Source organism: Saccharothrix longispora, from assembly GCF_031455225.1.
Classification (GTDB): domain Bacteria; phylum Actinomycetota; class Actinomycetes; order Mycobacteriales; family Pseudonocardiaceae; genus Actinosynnema; species Actinosynnema longispora.
Genome location: NZ_JAVDSG010000001.1, coordinates 3977883 through 3996629, shown reverse-complemented (window position 1 = coordinate 3996629; position 18747 = coordinate 3977883). Strand labels below are relative to the sequence as shown.

Annotated in this window: 18 protein-coding genes; 9 read left to right on the top strand and 9 right to left on the bottom strand. The window is 73.1% G+C overall.

Features of this window, described 5'->3' with window-relative positions; all coding sequences use genetic code 11:
- Positions 1-14 precede the first annotated feature (14 nt).
- The 9 genes from J2S66_RS15800 (at position 15) to J2S66_RS15760 (ending at position 7592) form a co-directional block, all read left to right on the top strand.
- Complete coding sequence (locus tag J2S66_RS15800) at positions 15-803, top strand: endonuclease/exonuclease/phosphatase family protein (protein ID WP_310307833.1); 789 nt, start codon at positions 15-17, stop codon at positions 801-803.
- A 182-nt stretch (positions 804-985) separates the two neighbouring features.
- Positions 986-1636 carry a response regulator transcription factor gene (locus J2S66_RS15795; protein WP_310307832.1) on the top strand — a complete coding sequence of 217 codons (651 nt, stop codon included), beginning with the start codon at positions 986-988 and terminating at the stop codon, positions 1634-1636.
- Positions 1637-1707: 71 nt separating this feature from the next.
- The gene (locus tag J2S66_RS15790) at positions 1708-2118 is read left to right on the top strand and encodes an ATP-binding protein (protein ID WP_310307831.1); all 411 of its coding nucleotides are present in this window, start codon (positions 1708-1710) and stop codon (positions 2116-2118) included.
- A 46-nt stretch (positions 2119-2164) separates the two neighbouring features.
- Complete coding sequence (locus J2S66_RS15785) at positions 2165-3235, top strand: PAS domain-containing sensor histidine kinase (RefSeq protein ID WP_310307830.1); 1071 nt, start codon at positions 2165-2167, stop codon at positions 3233-3235.
- Positions 3232-3618: a response regulator gene (locus J2S66_RS15780; protein ID WP_310307829.1), complete on the top strand. Its 387-nt coding sequence runs from the start codon at positions 3232-3234 to the stop codon at positions 3616-3618. Before J2S66_RS15785 ends, J2S66_RS15780 begins: the two co-directional genes overlap by 4 nt.
- A gap of 102 nt (positions 3619-3720) precedes the next feature.
- Positions 3721-4104 (top strand): STAS domain-containing protein, encoded by a 384-nt coding sequence (locus J2S66_RS15775; protein WP_306744834.1) that lies wholly within the window; start codon positions 3721-3723, stop codon positions 4102-4104.
- A gap of 40 nt (positions 4105-4144) precedes the next feature.
- A complete protein-coding gene (locus J2S66_RS15770; protein WP_310307828.1) occupies positions 4145-5497 on the top strand; it encodes an APC family permease in 1353 nt (450 codons plus the stop codon).
- 73 nt (positions 5498-5570) lie between these two features.
- The gene (locus tag J2S66_RS15765) at positions 5571-6998 is read left to right on the top strand and encodes a gamma-aminobutyraldehyde dehydrogenase (protein ID WP_310307827.1); all 1428 of its coding nucleotides are present in this window, start codon (positions 5571-5573) and stop codon (positions 6996-6998) included.
- A 129-nt stretch (positions 6999-7127) separates the two neighbouring features.
- Positions 7128-7592 carry an Lrp/AsnC family transcriptional regulator gene (locus J2S66_RS15760; protein ID WP_306744831.1) on the top strand — a complete coding sequence of 155 codons (465 nt, stop codon included), beginning with the start codon at positions 7128-7130 and terminating at the stop codon, positions 7590-7592.
- Between the two features lie 6 nt (positions 7593-7598).
- On the opposite strand, the gene J2S66_RS15755 is transcribed toward J2S66_RS15760, so the two are convergent.
- From J2S66_RS15755 to J2S66_RS15715, 9 genes are all read right to left on the bottom strand, one after another.
- Positions 7599-8375, bottom strand: a complete 777-nt coding sequence (locus J2S66_RS15755) for an inositol monophosphatase family protein (protein ID WP_310307826.1) — start codon at positions 8373-8375, stop codon at positions 7599-7601.
- Positions 8372-9556, bottom strand: coding sequence for a phosphoserine transaminase (locus tag J2S66_RS15750; protein WP_310307825.1), 1185 nt, complete (start codon positions 9554-9556; stop codon positions 8372-8374). The genes J2S66_RS15755 and J2S66_RS15750 overlap by 4 nt, the downstream gene beginning before the upstream one ends.
- Positions 9557-9629: 73 nt before the next feature.
- Complete coding sequence (locus J2S66_RS15745) at positions 9630-10685, bottom strand: TauD/TfdA family dioxygenase (protein ID WP_310307824.1); 1056 nt, start codon at positions 10683-10685, stop codon at positions 9630-9632.
- 18 nt (positions 10686-10703) lie between these two features.
- Positions 10704-11612 carry a class I SAM-dependent methyltransferase gene (locus tag J2S66_RS15740; protein ID WP_310307823.1) on the bottom strand — a complete coding sequence of 303 codons (909 nt, stop codon included), beginning with the start codon at positions 11610-11612 and terminating at the stop codon, positions 10704-10706.
- Positions 11613-11678: 66 nt separating this feature from the next.
- The gene (locus tag J2S66_RS15735) at positions 11679-13088 is read right to left on the bottom strand and encodes a diaminopimelate decarboxylase (protein WP_310307821.1); all 1410 of its coding nucleotides are present in this window, start codon (positions 13086-13088) and stop codon (positions 11679-11681) included.
- A 60-nt stretch (positions 13089-13148) separates the two neighbouring features.
- The gene (locus tag J2S66_RS15730) at positions 13149-14561 is read right to left on the bottom strand and encodes an aminotransferase (protein WP_310307819.1); all 1413 of its coding nucleotides are present in this window, start codon (positions 14559-14561) and stop codon (positions 13149-13151) included.
- Positions 14562-14576: 15 nt separating this feature from the next.
- Positions 14577-15557, bottom strand: coding sequence for an NAD(P)-binding domain-containing protein (locus J2S66_RS15725; protein ID WP_310307817.1), 981 nt, complete (start codon positions 15555-15557; stop codon positions 14577-14579).
- Positions 15558-15567: 10 nt separating this feature from the next.
- On the bottom strand, positions 15568-17505 hold the full coding sequence (locus J2S66_RS15720; protein WP_310307814.1) for an FAD-dependent oxidoreductase: 1938 nt from the start codon (positions 17503-17505) through the stop codon (positions 15568-15570).
- Positions 17502-18719 (bottom strand): hypothetical protein, encoded by a 1218-nt coding sequence (locus tag J2S66_RS15715; RefSeq protein WP_310307812.1) that lies wholly within the window; start codon positions 18717-18719, stop codon positions 17502-17504. Before J2S66_RS15715 ends, J2S66_RS15720 begins: the two co-directional genes overlap by 4 nt.
- Positions 18720-18747: the final 28 nt, after the last annotated feature.

Below are 18747 nucleotides of genomic sequence, written 5' to 3'. Positions count from 1 at the left end.
TGAGCATGTCCCGCATGGGAACCCCGCGCCGAACGTCGCTCGCCGTGGTCGCGCTGCTGTTCTGCGGCCTGTCCACCGTCCCAGCCGCCACCGCGGCCGCCGCGGCAACGCCGTTCGTCGTGCTCCAGATGAACCTGTGCAACAGCGGTGTCGCCGGGTGCTACCAGGGCGGTCGGGCGGTGGACGAGGCGCTGGCGGTGATCGGCCGTCGGCTGCCGGACGTGGTCTCGGTGAACGAGGTGTGCCGGTCGGACATGGCCCGGTTGACCGCCGCCGTCGGGGCCGGGGCCGGGTTCTGGTTCGCGCCCGCGCGCAACCGGTCCACCGGCTCGGACTACCAGTGCACGGCGGGGCGCGGGGCGTACGGCAGCGGGATCGTGGTGGAGGAGGGCATCGCAGCCGGCGGGAACGGGATCTACTCGGCGCAGGACGGCGGCACCGAGATGCGCGCGTGGGGCTGCGCGCTCAGTGCCGTGCGCGCCTTCACCGCCTGCACCACCCACCTGAGCACGACGGCGTCCACCGCGCTGGCGCAGTGCCGGGAACTGCTGCCCGCCAAGCCCCTGTCGTTCGACCCCACCGGCTCGGCGACCACCCGGCACGTCGTCGCGGGCGACCTGAACCTCAGGTACAGCCCCGGCTCGTCCACCAGCGCGCAGAACTGCGTGCCCGCCGGGTGGTTCCGCAAGGGGGACGGCGGCGTGCAGCACGTCACCGCGCGCACGCTCGCGTTCGTCTCGACGGCGACCCACCCCATGTACCGCACCGACCACCCGGCGTTCGTCGTCTCCTACGCGTTCTGAGGAGCGGGCCGCTCACCGCTACGGGGAGTCGGCCGGGCCGGCGGCGAACCCGGGAGTCCGACCCCCAGGTCGGACTCCCGGGTGGTGGGCCGCTCGACGCGGCCCGCTGGACCGGTCGGCCGCAGGGGTGTCGCGGGTGACTAGGGTGGTGGGCCTGTCCCGGCCATGAGGAAACGGCACGCATGACGCTCCCTCCCCACCCGTCCGCACCGGTCCGCGTGGTCCTGGTCGAGGACCACAGACTGGTGGCCGAGGCGCTCGGCCTGGCCTGGGCGGATGCCGTGGACGTCGAGGTCGTGGCCACCGCCGGGACCATCGCCGCCGCCGTGGCCGACGTGCGGCGGCTGCTCCCCGACGTGGTGCTGCTGGACCGGCGCCTGCCCGACGGGGACGGGCTGGAGGCCGTCGGGCTGTTCGGCGAGGCCGGTGCGCGGGTGCTCGTGCTGACCGGGGAGGTCACCGTGTCGGTCGCGGCGCGCGCGGCGGAGTGCGGCGCGGCCGGGCTCGTGTCGAAGTCCGCGCGACTGGACGAGCTGACCGACGCCGTGCTGCGGGTGGCGGCGGGCGAGGTCGTGTTCGACGGCGCGGTGCTGGCCGGCGTGCTGGGCAGGCTCACCGGGCGCGTGCCGGGCGGCCGGGGCGCGCTCACCGCGCGGGAGCGCGAGGCGCTGGTGCTGCTCGCGGAGGGCGCCGGCACCGAGGAGATCGGCGAGCGGATGGGCGTCGCCCGCAACACCGTGCGCAATCACGTGCAGCGGGTGCTGGAGAAGCTGGGCGCCCGGTCGAAGCTGGAGGCGGTCGCCATCGCCCGGCGCGACGGGCTGCTCGACTGATGCACGTGCACCAGCCGCGCCGGTGCGGGTGCGCCTGGGCAACCGACCGCGCATCCGCCACCCTGTACGACGTGGACCTCTCCCTGTCAGCGCGGCCGGCCGAGTTCGCCGTGCCCCGCGGACCGGGCGCGGCCTCGGGGGCCCGCGACTTCGTCCGCGGCACCCTCCTCCGCCGGGGCTTCCGCGGTGACCACGAGGACGCCGTGCTGCTCGCCTCCGAACTCGTCGCCAACGTCCTGCGGCACACCGCCTCCCAACCGGTCGTCCGGCTGGTCGGGGACGCGCGCTCCGTGCGCGTCGAGGTGTTCGACGCCAGCCCGCTGCTGCCGTGCACCCGCGTGTCGGGACCGTCCGGTGGCTGGGGCCTGGTCGTCGTGGCCCGGCTCGCCACGCGCTGGGGCGTCGACCCGCGGCCCGACGGCAAGGTCGTGTGGTACGAACTCGACGCCGAGGTGGGCGCGGAGGATGACCCGGCGGCCTGACCGCCCGCCCACGACCGGCAGAGGGCTCGTGGTGCACAGTGGCGCCATGCCCGTCGACCCCGTGAGCGGTATCCAGACCCCGACCGAGGACGCCTACCGGCTGCTCGTCCAGAGCGTCGTGGACTACGCCATCTTCATGCTGGACCCGGGTGGTCGTGTGATCAGCTGGAACGCGGGTGCGGAGCGGATCAAGGGGTACTCGGCGGAGGACGTGCTGGGACGCCACTTCTCGGCGTTCTACCCGCCGGAGGACTTGGCGGCCCGCAAGCCGTGGCGTGAGTTGGAGGTGGCGGCGGAGGTCGGCCGGTTCGAGGACGAGGGGTGGCGGCTGCGGGCGGACGGGTCGCGCTTCTGGGCGAACGTCGTCATCACCGCGCTCGTCGACGAGACCGGTGAGCTGCGCGGGTACGCCAAGGTCACCCGGGACATGACCGAGCGCAGGCGCACCGAGCAGAAGCTGACGGAGCAGCGCAGGCTGGTCGCCCACCTCGTGGAGGCGCAGGAGCTGGAGCGCCGCCGCATCGCGTGGGACGTGCACGACGACTCCATCCAGGCCATGGTCGCGGTCGGCATGCGGTTGCAGCTGCTCGCCGGCCGGGTGCCCGAGGAGCAGGCCGAGGTCGTGCGCCGGCTCGACGAGGTGGTCCGCACGTCCATCGACCGCCTGCGCTACCTGGTGTTCCGGCTGCGCCCGCCGGAGCTGGACCGGCACGGGCTGGCCGATGCCCTGGACCACTACCTCGCCGACGTCACCGCGCAGTGGGGCATGGCCTACCGGCTGCGGCACGACCTGGACCACGAGCCGCCCGCCGACGTGGCCATCACGATCTTCCGCATCTGCCAGGAAGCGCTGAACAACGTCCACAAGCACGCCCGCGCCACGATCGTCGAGGTCTCGCTGACCAGTGTGGACCGGGGCACCCTCGTCGAGGTCGTGGACGACGGCGTGGGGATCGGCGCACCGACCGACCGGACGCCGTTCGAGCACTTCGGCACCATCGAGATGCGCGAGCGCGCGGAGACCGCCGGCGGCTGGTGGACCCTGGGCGAAGACCCGACCGGGGGCGCCGCCGTGCGGTTCTGGGTGCCCTCGCCCGACGTCCAGGAGGAGCCGTGACGGGGTACCCGACGATCGCCGTGGTGATCTCGGACGACGACCCGCTGATCCGCGACGCGCTGCGCGAGGTGCTCGACGCCGAGCCCGACCTGCGGGTCGTCGCGGTCGCCCGGGACGCGGACGAGGCCATCGAGCTGACCGCGCGGCACGACCCGGCCGTCGTGGTGCTCGACGTGCGGATGCCCGGCGGCGGAGGCGGGCGGGCGGCGCGGGAGATCAGGCTCCGCTCGCCGCACGTCGGCATCCTCGCGCTCTCGGCGTACGCCGACTCGGCGGCCGTGGGGGAGATCAAGCGGGCCGGGGTGTCGGAGTACCTGGTCAAGGGGGTGCCCAACAGCGACATCGTGGCCGCCGTGCGCCGTCTTGGTCACTCGGTCGAGTGACGACTTGCGGCCACGCCCGTTCGGGGTCTCATCCGACGGGCGCGCCGCGCCGATGTTGGTATAACTGCCTCGTACGACCGCACCGCACCCTCGGGAGCCGCCGTGGTTGAACCGATCGAGCACCCGTCACCCGCCTTGGACGTCGACGTGGTCCGGGTCGACGGCGTCGTCATCGTCACTGTCGCGGGTGAACTCGACCTGGACACCGCGCCGCGCCTGCGCGACGTGCTGCTCGGCCCGCCGCCACCCGTGCTCGTGCTGGACCTGACCGCCGTGCGGTTCTTCGGCTCGTCCGGTCTGTCGCTGCTGCTGGAGGCCAACCGGCACGTGCGGCGCGCGGGTGGGGAGCTGGTGCTCGTGGCCGCCGGGCGGGTGGTGCTCAGGCCGCTGGAGATCACCGGCGTGGTCCGGGTGCTGACCCTCTTCCCGACCCTCGCCGAAGCCCTGACCTGGAAGTCCGCCGCGCGCGTCGGCCAACCCGCCTGAGCCTGCTTCGTGATCGCCCCGGTGGGGTACAGGGGCTGGCATGGCGACCTCGTTGCGGCGGGCGGTGGGCACACCGCTGCTCTACTTCTTCATCCTCGGCGACATCCTGGGCGCGGGTGTCTACGTGCTCGTGGGCGAGGTCGCCGGGCAGTCCGGCGGCGCGGTGTGGCTGCCACTGCTGACCGCGCTCGTGCTGGCCGCGCTCACGGCCGGGTCGTACGCCGAGTTGGCCACCCGGTACCCGCGAGCGGGCGGTTCGGCGCACTACGCGACCACCGCGTTCGGCCCGGCGGCGGGCTCGCTGGTCGGGTTCTGCATGCTCGCGGCCGGTGTCGTGTCGGTGGGCGCGCTGGCGCTGGCGTTCGCGGGCGACTACCTGCGCGCGCTGGTGTCGTTGCCGACGCTCGTGGTCGTGGTCGTGTTCCTGGCCGTCCTGGCGCTGCTCAACATCCGCGGCGTGAAGGAGTCGCTGGGCGCGAACGCGGTGGCCACGGTCGTCGAGGTCGGCGGGCTGCTGCTGGTCATCGGCCTGGGCGCGTGGGTGGTGCTGCGCGGTGACGCGGACCTGGGCCGGCTCGCCGAGGTGGGCGCGGGCGGGCACGGCGTCCTGGGCGCGACCCTCGCGGGCACCGTGCTGGCCTACTACTCGTTCGTGGGGTTCGAGACGTCGGTGAACCTGGCCGAGGAGGTCGAGCACCCGCGCCGCTCCTACCCGAGGGCGCTGTTCGGCGCGCTGCTCACGGCGGGCGTGGTCTACCTGCTGATCGGGGTGGTGACCAGCGCGTCCGTGCCGACCGACGAGCTGGCCGGGTCCAGCGGGCCGCTGCTGGAGGTGGTGCGCCTCGCCGGTGGCGTGCCGGACTGGCTGTTCGGCGTCGTGGCGCTGGTGGCCGTGGCCAACGGCGCCCTGCTCACCGGCATCATGTCGTCGCGGCTGGCCTACGGCATGGCCCGCGACGGCCTGCTGCCCTCGCCACTGGCCCGCGTGCTGCCCGGCCGCCGCACGCCGTGGGTGGCGGTCCTGGCGACCTCGGCGCTGTCGCTCGTGCTGGCGCTGACCGGCGAGGTCGCCGCGCTGGCCGAGACGCTGGTGCTCCTGCTGCTGATCGTGTTCACCGCCGTCAACGCCGCAGTGCTGGTGCTGCGCCGCCGCGAGGGCGGCGAGGCCGACCACTTCCGGGTGCCCGCCGTCCTGCCGTGGCTGGGCCTGGCCTCGTGCCTGCTGCTGTTCACGCGGATCGACGGCGCGGTGTGGCTGCGCGGACTGGTCCTGCTGGGGCTGGGCGCGCTGCTCGCGGCGGTCAACGCCGTGCGCGCCCGGCGCGGCGGCCGGGACCGGGCCGAGGACGGGGACCGGGACGCCGAAGTTCCGGAGCCTTCGGGCCGGAGCTGATCCGCGGATACCGCCGCGCCGGCGGCTCTGGTGGAATCGGACGCGGCGCAGCACCGAGGCAGCAGGGGGACCCATGACCGCGTTCGCCAACTTCGTGGACGGCAAGCAGTGCCCGGCGGCCGACGGGCGGGAGCTGGACGTCGTCGACCCGACCACCGGCGAGGTCTACGCGACGTCCCCGCTGTCCGGGCAGGCCGACGTGGACGCCGCCGTGGGCGCCGCGGCGCGGGCCTTCGAGTCGTGGCGCTGGACCACGCCCGCGGAGCGGCAGCGCGCCCTGCTCCGGATCGCCGACGCGCTGGACGCGCGGACCGACGAGCTGGTCGACGCCGAGTGCCGCGACACCGGCAAGCCGCGCGCGCTGACCGCCGCCGAGGAGATCCCGCCGTGCACCGACCACATCCGCTTCTTCGCCGGCGCGGCCCGCGTCCTGGAGGGGCGGTCGGCGGGTGAGTACCTGCCCGGCCTCACCTCGTTCGTGCGGCGCGAGCCGGTCGGCGTGTGCGCGCAGGTCACGCCGTGGAACTACCCGCTGATGATGGCCGTGTGGAAGATCGCCCCGGCGTTGGCGGCGGGGAACACCGTGGTGCTCAAGCCCTCCGACACCACGCCCGCCACCACCGCCCTGCTGGCCGGGATCTGCGCCGAGTTCCTGCCGGACGGCGTCCTGAACGTGGTGTGCGGCGACCGCGACACCGGCCGCGCGCTGGTCTCCCACCCCCGACCCGACATGGTGTCCATCACCGGGTCCGTCCGCGCGGGCATGGAGGTCGCCACCGCCGCCGCGGCCGACCTCAAGCGCACCCACCTCGAACTCGGCGGCAAGGCTCCCGTCGTCGTGTTCGCCGACGCCGACGTCGCCGCCGCGGCGCGGGGCATCGCCGCGGCGGGCTACTTCAACGCGGGCCAGGACTGCACGGCCGCGAGCCGCGTCCTGGTCGCCGCCGAGGTGCACGACGAGTTCGTCGCCGCCCTCACCGAGGAGGCGCGGGCCACCCGCACCGGCGGCCCGGACGAGCCCGGCGTGGCCTACGGCCCGTTGAACAACGCCGACCAGCTCGCCCGGGTGGCGGGTTTCGTCGACCGGCTGCCCGACCACGCCACCGTGCACCACGGCGGCGCCCGCGTCGGTGACCGGGGGTACTTCTACGCGCCCACCGTCGTCTCCGGCCTGCGCCGGCACGACGAGGTCAGCCGGACCGAGATCTTCGGCCCGGTGATCACCGTGCAGCCGTTCGCCGACGAGGCCGAGGCCCTGCGGTTCGCCAACGACGTGGAGTACGGGCTGGCGTCGTCGGTGTGGACCCGCGACCACGGTCGGGCCATGCGGATGTCCGCCAGGCTCGACTTCGGCTGCGTGTGGGTCAACACGCACATCCCGTTCGCCGCCGAGATGCCCCACGGCGGTTTCAAGCACTCCGGGTACGGCAAGGACCTCTCGGTGTACGGCTTCGAGGACTACACCCGGATCAAGCACGTGATGAGCGCGTTCGACGCCTGACGGCGGAACCGGCGGGCATCCGGCGTTCCCGCGGGGGGATCGGCCTCCCGGACGGGGGAATGCCGGAGATAACCCGGAGGTTGGCGCGAGTTCTTGCGATTCCGCCCACGTGGTAGAAGGATCTTCCACGTGGACGTGATCGACCGGAAGATCCTTGCCGAACTCCAGGAGGACGGCCGGCTGACCGTCACCGACCTCGCCTCGCGGGTCGGGCTGAGCGTGTCCCCCTGCCACCGCAGGCTGCGCGAGCTGGAGCGCAGCGGGGCGATCCGGGGCTACCGGGCGGTCGTGGACCCCGAGTCGGTCGGGTTGACCTTCGAGGCGCTGGTGTTCGTCACCATGCGCCAGGAGGACCGCGACACGCTGCTGCGCTTCGAGGAGGCCGTCGCGGGGATACCGCAGGTCGTCCAGGCGCAGCGGCTGTTCGGCGACCCCGACTACCTGCTGCGCGTGCTCACCGCGGACCTCGCCGCCTACCAGCGCCTGGAGGACGACCACCTGTCCGCGCTGCCGGGCATCCAGCGCCTCACGTCCACCCTCGTCATGAAGCAGGTCGTGGAGAGCCGCCCGGTGCCCGGCGGCTCCCCGCGGTGACCGCGGTCAGGCGAGCAGCGCGAGCGCCGTCGCGTGCAGCCCGGGGTCTCCCGCCGCGACGACCCGGGTGCCCGACGCCAGGGTCAGCTCGGCGCCGGACCACTCCGTCACGACGCCGCCCGCCCCGCTGATCACGGCCGCCGGCGCGAACACGTCGTACACCTTGAGCCCGCTGTCCACGGCGAGGTCCGTCCGACCGCTCGCCAGCGCGCCGAAGGCGAACGAGCTGCCCCCGTACAGGGTGTACCGGGCGCGCTCGCGGACCCGCGTCAGCGCCGCGTGGTCCGCAGGCCCGAAGAAGTCCGGGTTCGAGCAGGTCAGCAGGGCGGAGGCGAGGTCGGCGCAGCGGCGGACGGCGACCTTGGCCCCGTTGCGCTCGGCGAACGTCCCGCTGACGCCCACCCACCGGTCGTCGGTCGCCGGGTAGTCCAGCACCCCGATCCACGGACTGCCGTGCCTGCTCACGCCGATCAGCGTGCCGTACACCGGGATGCCCGCGATGAACGGCGCGGTGCCGTCCAGCGGGTCGAGCACCCAGACGACCTCCGCGTCCGCGTTCGACGAGCCGTACTCCTCGCCCACGATCCCGTGCTCCGGGTAGGCCGCGCCGATCAGCTCGCGCAGCCTCGCCTCGATGGCGCGGTCCGTGGCGGTGACGAAGCTGTTGTCCGCCTTGACGTCGACGGAGGTCGGCTCCGCCGCCGCGCGGGCGAGCAGGAGCCTGGCCTCGTCGGCGAGGTGCTCGGCGAAGCGGGTCAGCTCGGAGGTGAGCGCGTCGGTCATGTGTGCCCAATGCTCGTGGTGGTGGTGAACTCGTGCAGCGTCTCGGCGAACGCCCAGTCGACCCAGGGCAGCAGCGCCGCCACGTCCTCGGTGTCGACGGTGGGGCCGCCCCAGATCCGGATGCCGGGCGGCGCCTCGCGGTGCGCGGCCAGGTCGTGGCCGGCGCCGTTCTCCTCGATCCGCTCCCGCACGCGCGCCGCGAACGCAGCCGTGCGCTCCGGGGGGAGCCCGTCCAGGAAGGGGTCGGTGAACCTCAGGCAGATGCTCGTCGACGAGGTGGTGCGGCGGTCCTCGGCGAGGAACTCCACGTGCGGGCTCGCCTCGACCCACCGCGCGACGACGTCGAGGGTGCGGCGCGAGCGGGCGACCAGTTCGGGCAGCCCGCCGACCTCGGCGCACCAGTCCAGCGCGTCGAGCGCGTCCTCCACGGCGAGCATGGACGGGGTGTTGATGGTGAACCCGTCGAACAGCCCGTCGAGCACGCGACCGTCCTTGGCCAGCCGGAACACCTTGGGCAGCGGCCGGTCGGGCCGGAACACCGCCAGGCGCTCGACCGCGGCGGGCGACAGGGCGATCATCCCGTGCGCGCCCTCGCCGCCCAGCGCCTTCTGCCAGGACCAGGTGATCACGTCCAGCTTGGCCACGTCGATGTCCATCCCGAACACGGCGGACGTGGCGTCGCAGATCGTCAGACCGCGCCGGTCGTCGGGTATCCAGTCGCCGTCGGGCACGCACACGCCCGACGTGGTGCCGTTCCAGGTGAAGACGACGTCGTGGTCGAAGTCCACCCGCGACAGGTCGGGCAGCGCCCCGTACCGGTCCACCCGGTGCGCGGTCACGTCGGGCAGCCGCAGCTGGTCCACGACGTCCGCGAGCCAGGTGAAGCCGAAGTTCTCCCAGCAGCACACCTCGACCCCGGTGTGCCCCAGCAGGTTCCACATCGCCATCTCGATGGCGCCGGTGTCCGAACCGGGCACGATCGCCACCTCGTAGTCCGGTGGCAGGTCGAGCACCCGCTTCGACTTCTCGATCACCTCGGCGAGCCTGGCCCGGCCCTCCGGGATGCGGAACGAGCGGCCGACGAAGGCGCCCTTCAGGGCGTCGAGGTCCCACCCGGGCCGCTTGGCGCAGGGGCCCGCCGAGAACCACGGGCGCGCCGGCTTGAGCTCCGGTCTGTCCATGCGAGGTCGTCCCCCCGAAGTCGTGTCCACGGTCGCGCGGGTGCGCCACCGGCGGCGGCGCACCCCGCGCCGCCTACCGCGCGAGGCTCACGAAGTGCCGGCGCGGCCCCTCGAACGAGAAGCGCCCGTGCTGGAACACCTGGTTGTCCAGCACCAGCACGTCGCCCCGGCGCATCCGCACCGCCCGCGAGGTGGTCCACAGCGCGCCGCGCAGGTAGGAGATCAGGTCCTCATCGATCGGGGAACCGTCGCCGTAGGTGGTCGTCGCCGGGTACGCCTCGTCGGCCAGGTCGGGCGGGAAACCGGGGTGGGCGCGCCAGTACGAGCAGTGCAACTCGGTCACCTGGTTGAACCACAGCTCCTCGCCCGTGTCCGGGTGGGCGGTGAACGCGCCACGCGCGTAGTGGTACCGCAGCCCCTCGTCCTCGTCCCACGCGAACTCGTAGCCCGACGCGACCAGGTGCTCCTCGACGGCCGCCCGGTCCTCGGTGCGGAAGGTGTCCACCCAGCCCATCTCGCCGTTGCCGGACTCCTTCGCCAGGTTGCGGTGGTACCGCACGCCCCTCTCCCGGAACGCGTCCTTCACGTCGTCGGGCAGCACCGCGGCCGTCTCGCGGATGTCGTTGACCGGGACCTCGCCGCCCCGGGTGGCCTCGCTCTCGCAGAAGAAGAAGATCTTCCGCGGGTACGTGGGCAGGTAGGCCATCTCGTTGTGCGGGGACAGCGTGATCCGGCGGTCCTCCTGGCTCGCGTTGAGCGCCGCGCCCGAGTCCTGCTTGCGGACGGCGATGCCGCCCTCGTACCCGGCGCGGTCGTAGCCCAGGCCGCCGATGAGCCCTTCGAAACCCGCCTTGTCGGTCAGCGGCAGGCCGCGCAGCAGCACGCCGCCGGCCTGCGGCAGCGTCTCGTCGACGACCTCCCGCACCGCCGCGGCCAGCACGTCGGGCGGGCAGTCGGTCGCGTCGGCGGCGAGCGTCGGCAGCGCCGCGCCCACGTCGGGCACGGTCTCGGGGAAGTTCGCGTGCGACGAGCCGGCCAGGAACTCGCGACCGCGCACGGGGACGGTGAAGGGCGGGCCGGGTTCGACGAGGCGGAAGGCCGGCGCGCCGCTACCTGCTCTGGTGTCCACTGCTGTACCTCCAACTGGTCATTCCGCGGCGGGCCCGGGGTGGCCCCGCAGGACGCAGATCTCGTGGAACACCGGCAGCGCCGGATCGGCGTCCAGCCGCTCCTTGGCCTCGGCGGCCGTCAGGGGCACCCGGCCGTCGGGGTCGGCGTAGAACTCGCAGGTGAAGTCCGACTCGCAGCCGGTGCCGCGCAGGGCGGCCTCCAGGGCGACGAAGAACGAGATGTCGGTGCTCTCGTTCTGCGGCACGATCCGCGAGACCAGCTCCTCCGGCTGGTACCCGTTGGCGCGTAACAGCCGGAGGATCGGGTCCCGGCCGATCCGGCACCCGAAGGTCAGCACGACCCGGGCGGCGGGGGAGCAGGACCTGACCCGCCGCAGCAGCGCCTCGATCAGGCCGAGGCCCACCGCGTTGAACGGGTAGTCGTTGAACGCCGTCCACGGGTAGTAGTGCGCGATGTGGTCGTCCGTGCGCCCACCCACCGGCGCCGCCGTCTCCAACTGGGCGCCGTGGAAGTCCAGGTACATCGGGTCATCCGGGTCGGGCACCTGCGGCAGGCAGCCCACGACGACGTCGGCGAGGGCCACCCCCGCCCTGGCGTCGGGCGTGTCGATGAGGTTGACCGACCCCTCGATGGGGCGGAACCGCTCCAGCAGGTCGGGTGCGATCTCGCCGATCAGCCGCTGCGCGAGCAGCGGTAACCGGGGGTCCAGGTCGCTGCCCAGCACCATGGACGCACCGCACTGGCGCAGCATGAAGGCGATGTTGGTCCCGGTGCCCACGCCGACCTCGTACACGCGGCGGCCGGCGAGGTCGGCGCGCCGGAGGGCTTCCTGGAACGTCGTCGTCCACGGGTCGGTCGGGTTGAAGGCGAAGCTGGGCACGATGTCGCCTGCGATGTCGGGAGTGTGCGCCCACGCTGACAGCATGCTTTCTGACCGCATTGGTAGACCCCCAAGAAGAGCGCGGACGGCTGGTGGGAAGCGTCGGTGGATTCAGTCGATCAGCAGTACTTCGCGGGCTTCTCCGCGCAGGCAGTGTTCCGAGCGCATCGACGCCGCGTAGCCGCCGGCGTTGATGAGCGCCACGTGGTCGCCCTCCCGCAGCTCGGGCATCCGGTGGTCGGACGCCCACCGGTCGAGCGCCTCGTTCACGTTGCCCACCACGGTGTAGGTCGCGGTGCCACCGTCCGGTCGCGGCGCGACCGCGACGGGTTCGCAGGGCAGCCCGTAGAAGGCCGGTTCCACGGCGAGGTTGAAGCCCGCGTCGAGCCCGGCGAACAACACGTCGCGGCGCCGCTCCACGTAGGTGACCGTGGTGAGCAGCAGGCCCGCGTCCTTCACCAGGTAGTCACCCGGTTCGACGGCGACGACCAGGCCGCGCCCGGCGAACCGGCGGGCCACCGCGCCCGCCCACCGGTCGAGGTCGAGCGCCCGGTCCGCCGCGGTGTGCGGCACGCCGAGCCCGCCGCCCAGGTTGATCTCCCGCAGGTCGGGGAAGTGCCCGGTGAACGCGTCGGCGGCGTCGAGCGCGTCCTCCAGCTGCGACAGCTCCGCGTCCAGGAAGCCGCAGCCGACGTGGAAGTGCAGGCGGACGACGTCCAGGTCCCACCGCTCGGCGATCGCCCGCACCTCGTCGAGGTGCTCGCGGTAGATCCCGAACTTGGTGGTGGGCGCGCCGCTGTAGTTCAGCCGCTCGTCGCCGTGGTAGCCGACGCCCACACCGGGGTTGATGCGCAGGCCGACCTCGCGCCCCGGGCACGCCCGGCCGAACGCGTCCAGGGAGGACAGCGAGTCGAAGTTGACGCGCAGCCCCCGGAAGCGGGTGAGCAGCTCGATCTCCCGGCGGGACAGCGACGTTCCGGTGAACGAGATCGAGTCGGGCGCGAACCCGGCGGCGAGCACGTGCAGCAGCTCGCCCGCCGAGCACACGTCGACGCCGACCAGCCCGGTGGTGCGCAGGTAGGTCAGCAGGCCCGGCGACCGGTTGGCCTTGATGGCGTAGTAGACGCGGTGGTCCAGGTCCGCGGCGGCCATCGCGCCGGCCAGGCGCTCGACGTTCTCGCGCACCCGGTCGGCCCGGACGACGTAGGCGGGCGTGCCCACCTGCTCGGCCAGCTCCCCGACGTCGGTGCCGCCCAGGTGCAGGCGGCCGTCCCGGTAGCGCAGGTCGCGCCGCTGCCACCACGGCCGGGCCGGCTCCGGGCCGGGCGCGTCGGCGTACTGGAGCCGACCGGCGGCCTCGCCGAGCGCGAGCGACACGCGGTCGCGCCCGCAGTCCTCGCCCAGCACCACCCGCACGGGCGCGTGGGCGTCGCGGGTGGCGGAGATGGCCTGCTTGATCCGCAGCACCGCCAGGGCCGGGGGCAGCCCGCGGCAGTCCAGGGTCGGTGAGGACGCTTCCATGGCACCACTTCCAGGTCTTCCGGTCTTCGTCGGTGTCGTCCGGTCCCGCGGTCGCGCCGGCTACTGGACCGCGCCGGTCCGCAGGTCGTGCTCCGCGCGGGCGAGCGAGTCGGCCATGATGTCGACGATCCGGTCGACCTCGCCCCGCGTGATGATCAGCGGCGGCGACATGATGCAGAGGTTCTCGTAGGGCCGCACGAGCAGGCCCGCCTCCTCGCAGTACGCGTCCACGCGGCGTGCCAGCGCCTGGTTGCGGGCGGTGGGGCCGTCCTCGCCGGGCACGTGGCACTCCACGCACGCCATCAGGTGGTCGCCCCGGACCGCGGCGACGATCGACGAGGAGCGCAGCTCCCGCAGCCGCCGGATGAAGTACGGGCCGACGTCGAGCACGTGGCCGCACACGTCGTCGCGCCGCATCACCTCGATGTTGGCGACGGCCGTGGCGCAGGCCACCGGGTGCCCGGAGTAGGTGAACCCGTTGGAGAAGACGGGCTTGTCGCGGTCGGCGTTCGCGGCCAGCGACTCGGCGATGCGGTCGGACACGATCACCGCGCCGAGCGGCTGGTAGCCCGAGGTGAGGCCCTTGGCCGTGACGATCATGTCCGGCACGACGCCGAACTTCGCCTCGGAGGTGAAGAAGTGCCCGAGCCGGCCGAAGCCGGTGACCACCTCGTCGGAGACGTAGAGGATGTCGTTGCGGCGGCACAGCTCCAGCGTCGCCTCGTGGTAGCCGGGCGGCGGCACGAGCACGCCGCCCGACGCGAGGATCGGCTCGGCGACGAAGCACGCGATGTTCTCCGCCCCGATCCCGGCGATGGCCCGCTCCATCCCGGCGACCAGCCCGTCGAGGCGCTCCGCCGCGGACACCGGCGAGGTGTCCGGGTCGTAGCCGGGGCTCTCCAGGTGGTGGACCCAGTCGCTCTCGTACTGGAACAGCGTGCGGTCCGCGGACTTGCCGGACAGCGACGCCGTCAGGTACGTGCCGCCGTGGTAGGCGTTCACCCGGGACAGCACGTGCCGCTTGGCCGCCTGGCCGCGCGAGGCGAAGTAGTAGTGCGCGATCCGGACCGCCGACTCCACCGCCGTCGAGCCGCCGGTGGTGAACTGCACCCGGTTGAGGTCGCCGGGGGTGAGGTCCGCCAGCATCGCGGCCAGCCGCGCGGCGGGTTCGCTGGAGACGTCCCCGAACGGCGTGAAGTACGCCATCTTCCGCGCCTGGGCCGCCATCGCCTCGACCAGCTCCGGGTGCCCGTAGCCCACCGTGACGCACCACATGCCGCCGATCGCGTCGAGGTAGGTCCTGCCCGCGCTGTCGGCCACCTCGATGCCGTGCGCCTCGGCGATGATCAGCGACTCCTGGGTGCCCAGGGTGGACAGGTCGGCCCACGGGTGCAGGACGTGGCGGGCGTCCCGCGCCACCAGCGAGTCGTGGTCCGGCAGGCCGTGCCCGATGTGCTTGACGTCTGGTAACAAGGTCCTGGCCTTCCGTCAGGAGGAGCGGAGCATCGCCCGCAGCTCGTCGTGCGCCTTGGTCACGTCGCTCGCCCGGTAGGCCGCCCGGTACTCGTCCAGGCTCGGGTAGCCGGCCGCGGCCTCCTCGTCCAGCGCCTCGACGAAGCCGCCGTCCCTGATGTCGGCGAGGATCTCCCGGCCCTTGGCCTTGAGGTCGTCGCCCACCAGCTTGCCCAGGTAGCGCTGGACGCCGAACCGGCACGTCGGCGACCCCTGCTGCTCGATCACCTCGTACAGGCCCGCCGACATCGCCTCGACCAGCATCTCGGCCATCTCGCCCGAGGCGTGCATGTCCAGCAGCGACGGCACGCGCTCGCACCCGGACTCGACCAGCACCTCGTAGGCGATCCGGACGGCGTCGATGAGCAGCGGGGTGAGGAACTGCTCCTGGAACAGGTCCAGCTCCGTCTCGGTGGCCAGCGACACCGGCATCACGCCGTAGCGGGTGAAGCCGACGGCCTTGGCGACCGACAGGGTCCGCGCCAGCGCAGACCCCGTCACGTCCTGGACGACGTCGAGGAACGCGAGCACGCCCGAGCCGTCCAGGTAGTGCTGCCGGATGGGCTTGCCGAACATCTTCGGGGCCAGCAGCGCCGCGTCGACGCCCGCCGGCAGGGTGATCCGCCCGAACCGGATCGAGAAGCCGTGCGCGATGACGAACAGGCCGCCGTCGCGCAGGTTCGGCGCGATGTCCTCCGCGAACACCTTCGGGTGCGCGTCGTCCGGGATCAGCAGCAGCACGATCGACGCGGCGGCGGCGGCCTCGGCGATCGGGCGCGTGTCGAACCCGTCCGCGACCGCGGCCTCCCGGTACTCGTCCTCCCGGTTGCCGACGACGACCCGCACCCCGCTGTCGCGGAGGTTCGCGGCGAACGCCTTGCCCTGGATGCCGTAGCCGACGACGGCGACGACCTCCTCCTCGACGTGGTGCAGACTCGCGTCCCGCTCGAAGTACATGCCCGCTCCCTCAGTCGCCCGCGCCGGACTTGGCGTCCTGCATGCCGACGACGTCGCGCACGTCCACGGCGTCCTCGACGTCTTCGGTGTCCACAATGGATGTTTCAGCCCGGGGTCCGGGGTGGTCGCCCACGCGGTCCCCCAGGTCGCAGTGCGCCATGTTGCGGGTGTAGACCTCCGCGAACCGGTCCCACTCGCGGGCGCACCGCGCGGCGTCCCAGCCCAGCGCGGCCGCCATCTCCGCCAGCACCAGGTCGAGCACGCCGAGGTCGATCTCGCAGCGACCGCCCTCGTCGAACACCACCGCGTCCCGGATGCCGCCGGCGTTCATCAGGTAGTCCTCGTAGCTGTACGCCAGCTGGTGCTCGACGTGGTGGCGGACCTTCTCCCGCAGGAATTCCCGGTCGCCGCGCGGGTGGTCGGCGCGGTGCACGGCGAACCGCTCCTCGCCCTCCACCGTCAGGAACGGCAGCCGGTGCGTCGTGGAGGGGTTCAGCTTCTTGACGCCGCCGCGGCGCAGCTCCGCGGCGATCTGCTCGACGACCTCGCGGCCGGCCCAGCGGAACTCGGTCAGCTTGATGTTGACCATGTCGAACACCGGGCCGCCCCGGTCGTGCCGGGTGATGCGGAACATCCGGGTCAGGTCCTTGACCGCGATCTCGCCGCCGTCGCTCGCCGCCAGCGGCCGGATGCCGCAGAACACGTGGAACACGTCGCTCCGGGTGATCTTCCAGCGGTCGTCGACCAGTTCGTTGTAGGAGTGCAGCAGCTCCTCGACCTCGTCCTCCATCGGCACGACGAGGTCCGGGTCCTCGTGCGGCCGGTCCGTCGTCGTGCACTGGACGTACCAGATGCCGTTCTGGTGGAAGGGGCGCAGGTAGTGCTGGCGCTCGGCGTTCAGCGGCACCAGGCCGACCTGGAGCTTCGGGTCCGCCGACAGGCTCTCGTGGATGAACCGGTTCGTCGCCTCCAGGTGCGAACCCCGGGAGTACACGACGGACCGCCTGCCGTCGGGCCGCGTCGTCCGGTCGCGCACCCGGTCCAGCCAGGGACCGGCCCCGTTGGCGATCGTGTGCGCCTTCACGGTGACCCGCTCGGGCAGCTCGTCGTGGTCGAAGCGGCGCAGCAGGGTCACCAGGAAGTACCCGCGCGCGCCGTCCCGCCGCCACTCGTAGTGCTCGACCTCGACGAAGCTCAGCGCCCGGATCGGGTGGGCCTCCGTGCCCCGGTAGTAGGCGTCGCGGATCGCCTTGAGCACCAGGCTCTTGTCGTTGCTGGCCTTGCCGTCCCAGTACTGGATGCCGGCGAGCGCGGGGGAGTCCGCCGCCAGGTGGGGCAGCTCGCGGTGCAGCGCGCGCTTGTCGAAGAACAGCTTCACCCGGCTGCCGCGCGGCGAGCCGCCGAGCCACGCCCACACCGCGGTGAACAGGTCGTAGAGCGAGATGCCGAAGAAGACCGCCCACTTCTTCTCCGGGCTGTCCGGCAGCACGAACACGACGTTGGGGATCTCCTGGACGGTGTCCGGGGTCGTGTCCATCAGGATCTTGCGCTCGCGCGTGCCGTACCAGACCAGCTTGAGGTCCAGCCACGCCGACCGGAGGTTCTGCGCCGGCGTCTGCTTGATCTTGGGGTCCCGGCGCAGGCCGGCCGCCAGCAACAGCCGGTGGAAGCCCATCCGCAGGTAGCGGATGCCGGGGTGGATCGCCTTGCCGGTCTTGCTCGACGTCTCGCCGCCGAACGGGCCGCGGTCCACGAGCAGGGCGCTGCCGTTGCCGCGGGAGGCGATGTCCCGCAGCACGCCCGCGCCGGCCGCGCCGCCGCCGATGACGACGGTGTCGTGGACGCGGCCCCCGTGCGACTCCTCGTCGACCAGCTCGCGGAACTGGCGGACCACGTCCGGCATGGCGAACGTCCGCCCGGCCGGCGGGTGGGAAGGCGACTGCGTCACGAAGCCCGACCTCCTCGGTGCACCGCGATCACGCGGTGGTTGGTGTCGCGCCAGGCGCGAAAGGTGATCCTGTCCTCCGCCGGGAGCGGCGACGTCGTCCGCCAGTCCCAGGCCCGCTCGATCATGTAGGCCATGAACGTGCGGATGTCCTCGCGGCTCATGCCGCGCGTGCCGCGCCGCTGCTCGACCAGGCGCTCCTGCGCCTCCCGGTCGGCCAGCAGCCGGGCGTAGGGGTTCCAGTCGTACGCCCACAGCGCGTCGAAGCGGTCGAAGACGGGCGCCCAGCCGCGCAGGTGCTCCGCGACCCGGCGGCGCAGGCCGTCGGGCAGGTCCGCCGGGTCGGCGTCGGTCCGCGCGCCGGCGAACCACAGGTCGAACAGGAGCACCCCCACCCTGCCGTGCGACTCGAAGTACCGGTCGGGCCCGGTGGGCTGGTCGTCGGCCCGCTTGTCGAAGTTGCCCATCCGGATGACGGTGTCGGGGCCGCTGCGCTCCATCTCCGCCAGGTTGCGCCGCAGCCAGGCGAGGTCGTGCGTCCCGGGAAGCGCCCGGTTGGACACCCCCGGCACGCCGGCGTCGTAGCCGAGGAGCCGCAGGGGTTCCCGCTCGGCCCTGCCGAGGTACCAGTCGTCACCGCTGCGGGCGACCGCCCGGCCCTCGGTGCGGGGGTCCAGGAGCTTGTTGACCACGACGGACAGCGCCGTGGTGAGCACCGTCTTGCCCGCGCCGGGGCTGCCGTTGAAGGCCATCACGAACAGCCCGTCGGGGCGGCGTTCGCGCTTCTCCCGCACGATCCACCGGGCGAAGGGGACGTAGAGCTGCCACAGGTCGACCAGCGGCACGGTCGAGCCGTCGCGGTCGGAGAAGTAGCCGCACCACCAGTCGGAGAACGGCTCCCACACGCGTCGCACCAGGTGCAGCCGCTCCAGCACGACGTCCTCCGCCGACCGCGCGGTGTCCGGGTCGAACGCCGGGTGCAGCGGGTCGTCGGCCACCGCCGCGGCCAGGGCGCGCAGCCGGTCCGGGTCCACGGGCCGGTTCGAGGAGAGGTCCCGCAGCGCGGGCGACAGGTGCTCCGCGACCGCCGCCCGGTAGCGCGCCGAAGCCTCCGCGAAGCGCTCGACCTCCGCGCGCGGCAATCGCCGCACGGCGTCGTCGTAGGCGTCGGCCGCGTCGTCGGTGCGCGTCGCGGTCCGGTGCTCCGTGTCGCTCACAGGCATGACCTGCCCCTTCCCCCGGCAA

What these genes read in the sequence shown, in the direction of transcription:
- J2S66_RS15800 (WP_310307833.1), top strand. Translation starts at nt 15, where the DNA reads ATGGGAACCCCGCGCCGAACGTCGCTCGCCGTGGTCGCGCTGCTGTTC.
- J2S66_RS15795 (WP_310307832.1), top strand. Translation starts at nt 986, where the DNA reads ATGACGCTCCCTCCCCACCCGTCCGCACCGGTCCGCGTGGTCCTGGTC.
- J2S66_RS15785 (WP_310307830.1), top strand. Translation starts at nt 2,165, where the DNA reads ATGCCCGTCGACCCCGTGAGCGGTATCCAGACCCCGACCGAGGACGCC.
- J2S66_RS15770 (WP_310307828.1), top strand. Translation starts at nt 4,145, where the DNA reads ATGGCGACCTCGTTGCGGCGGGCGGTGGGCACACCGCTGCTCTACTTC.
- J2S66_RS15765 (WP_310307827.1), top strand. Translation starts at nt 5,571, where the DNA reads ATGACCGCGTTCGCCAACTTCGTGGACGGCAAGCAGTGCCCGGCGGCC.
- J2S66_RS15755 (WP_310307826.1), bottom strand. Translation starts at nt 8,375, where the DNA reads ATGACCGACGCGCTCACCTCCGAGCTGACCCGCTTCGCCGAGCACCTC.
- J2S66_RS15750 (WP_310307825.1), bottom strand. Translation starts at nt 9,556, where the DNA reads ATGGACAGACCGGAGCTCAAGCCGGCGCGCCCGTGGTTCTCGGCGGGC.
- J2S66_RS15740 (WP_310307823.1), bottom strand. Translation starts at nt 11,612, where the DNA reads ATGCTGTCAGCGTGGGCGCACACTCCCGACATCGCAGGCGACATCGTG.
- J2S66_RS15735 (WP_310307821.1), bottom strand. Translation starts at nt 13,088, where the DNA reads ATGGAAGCGTCCTCACCGACCCTGGACTGCCGCGGGCTGCCCCCGGCC.
- J2S66_RS15725 (WP_310307817.1), bottom strand. Translation starts at nt 15,557, where the DNA reads ATGTACTTCGAGCGGGACGCGAGTCTGCACCACGTCGAGGAGGAGGTC.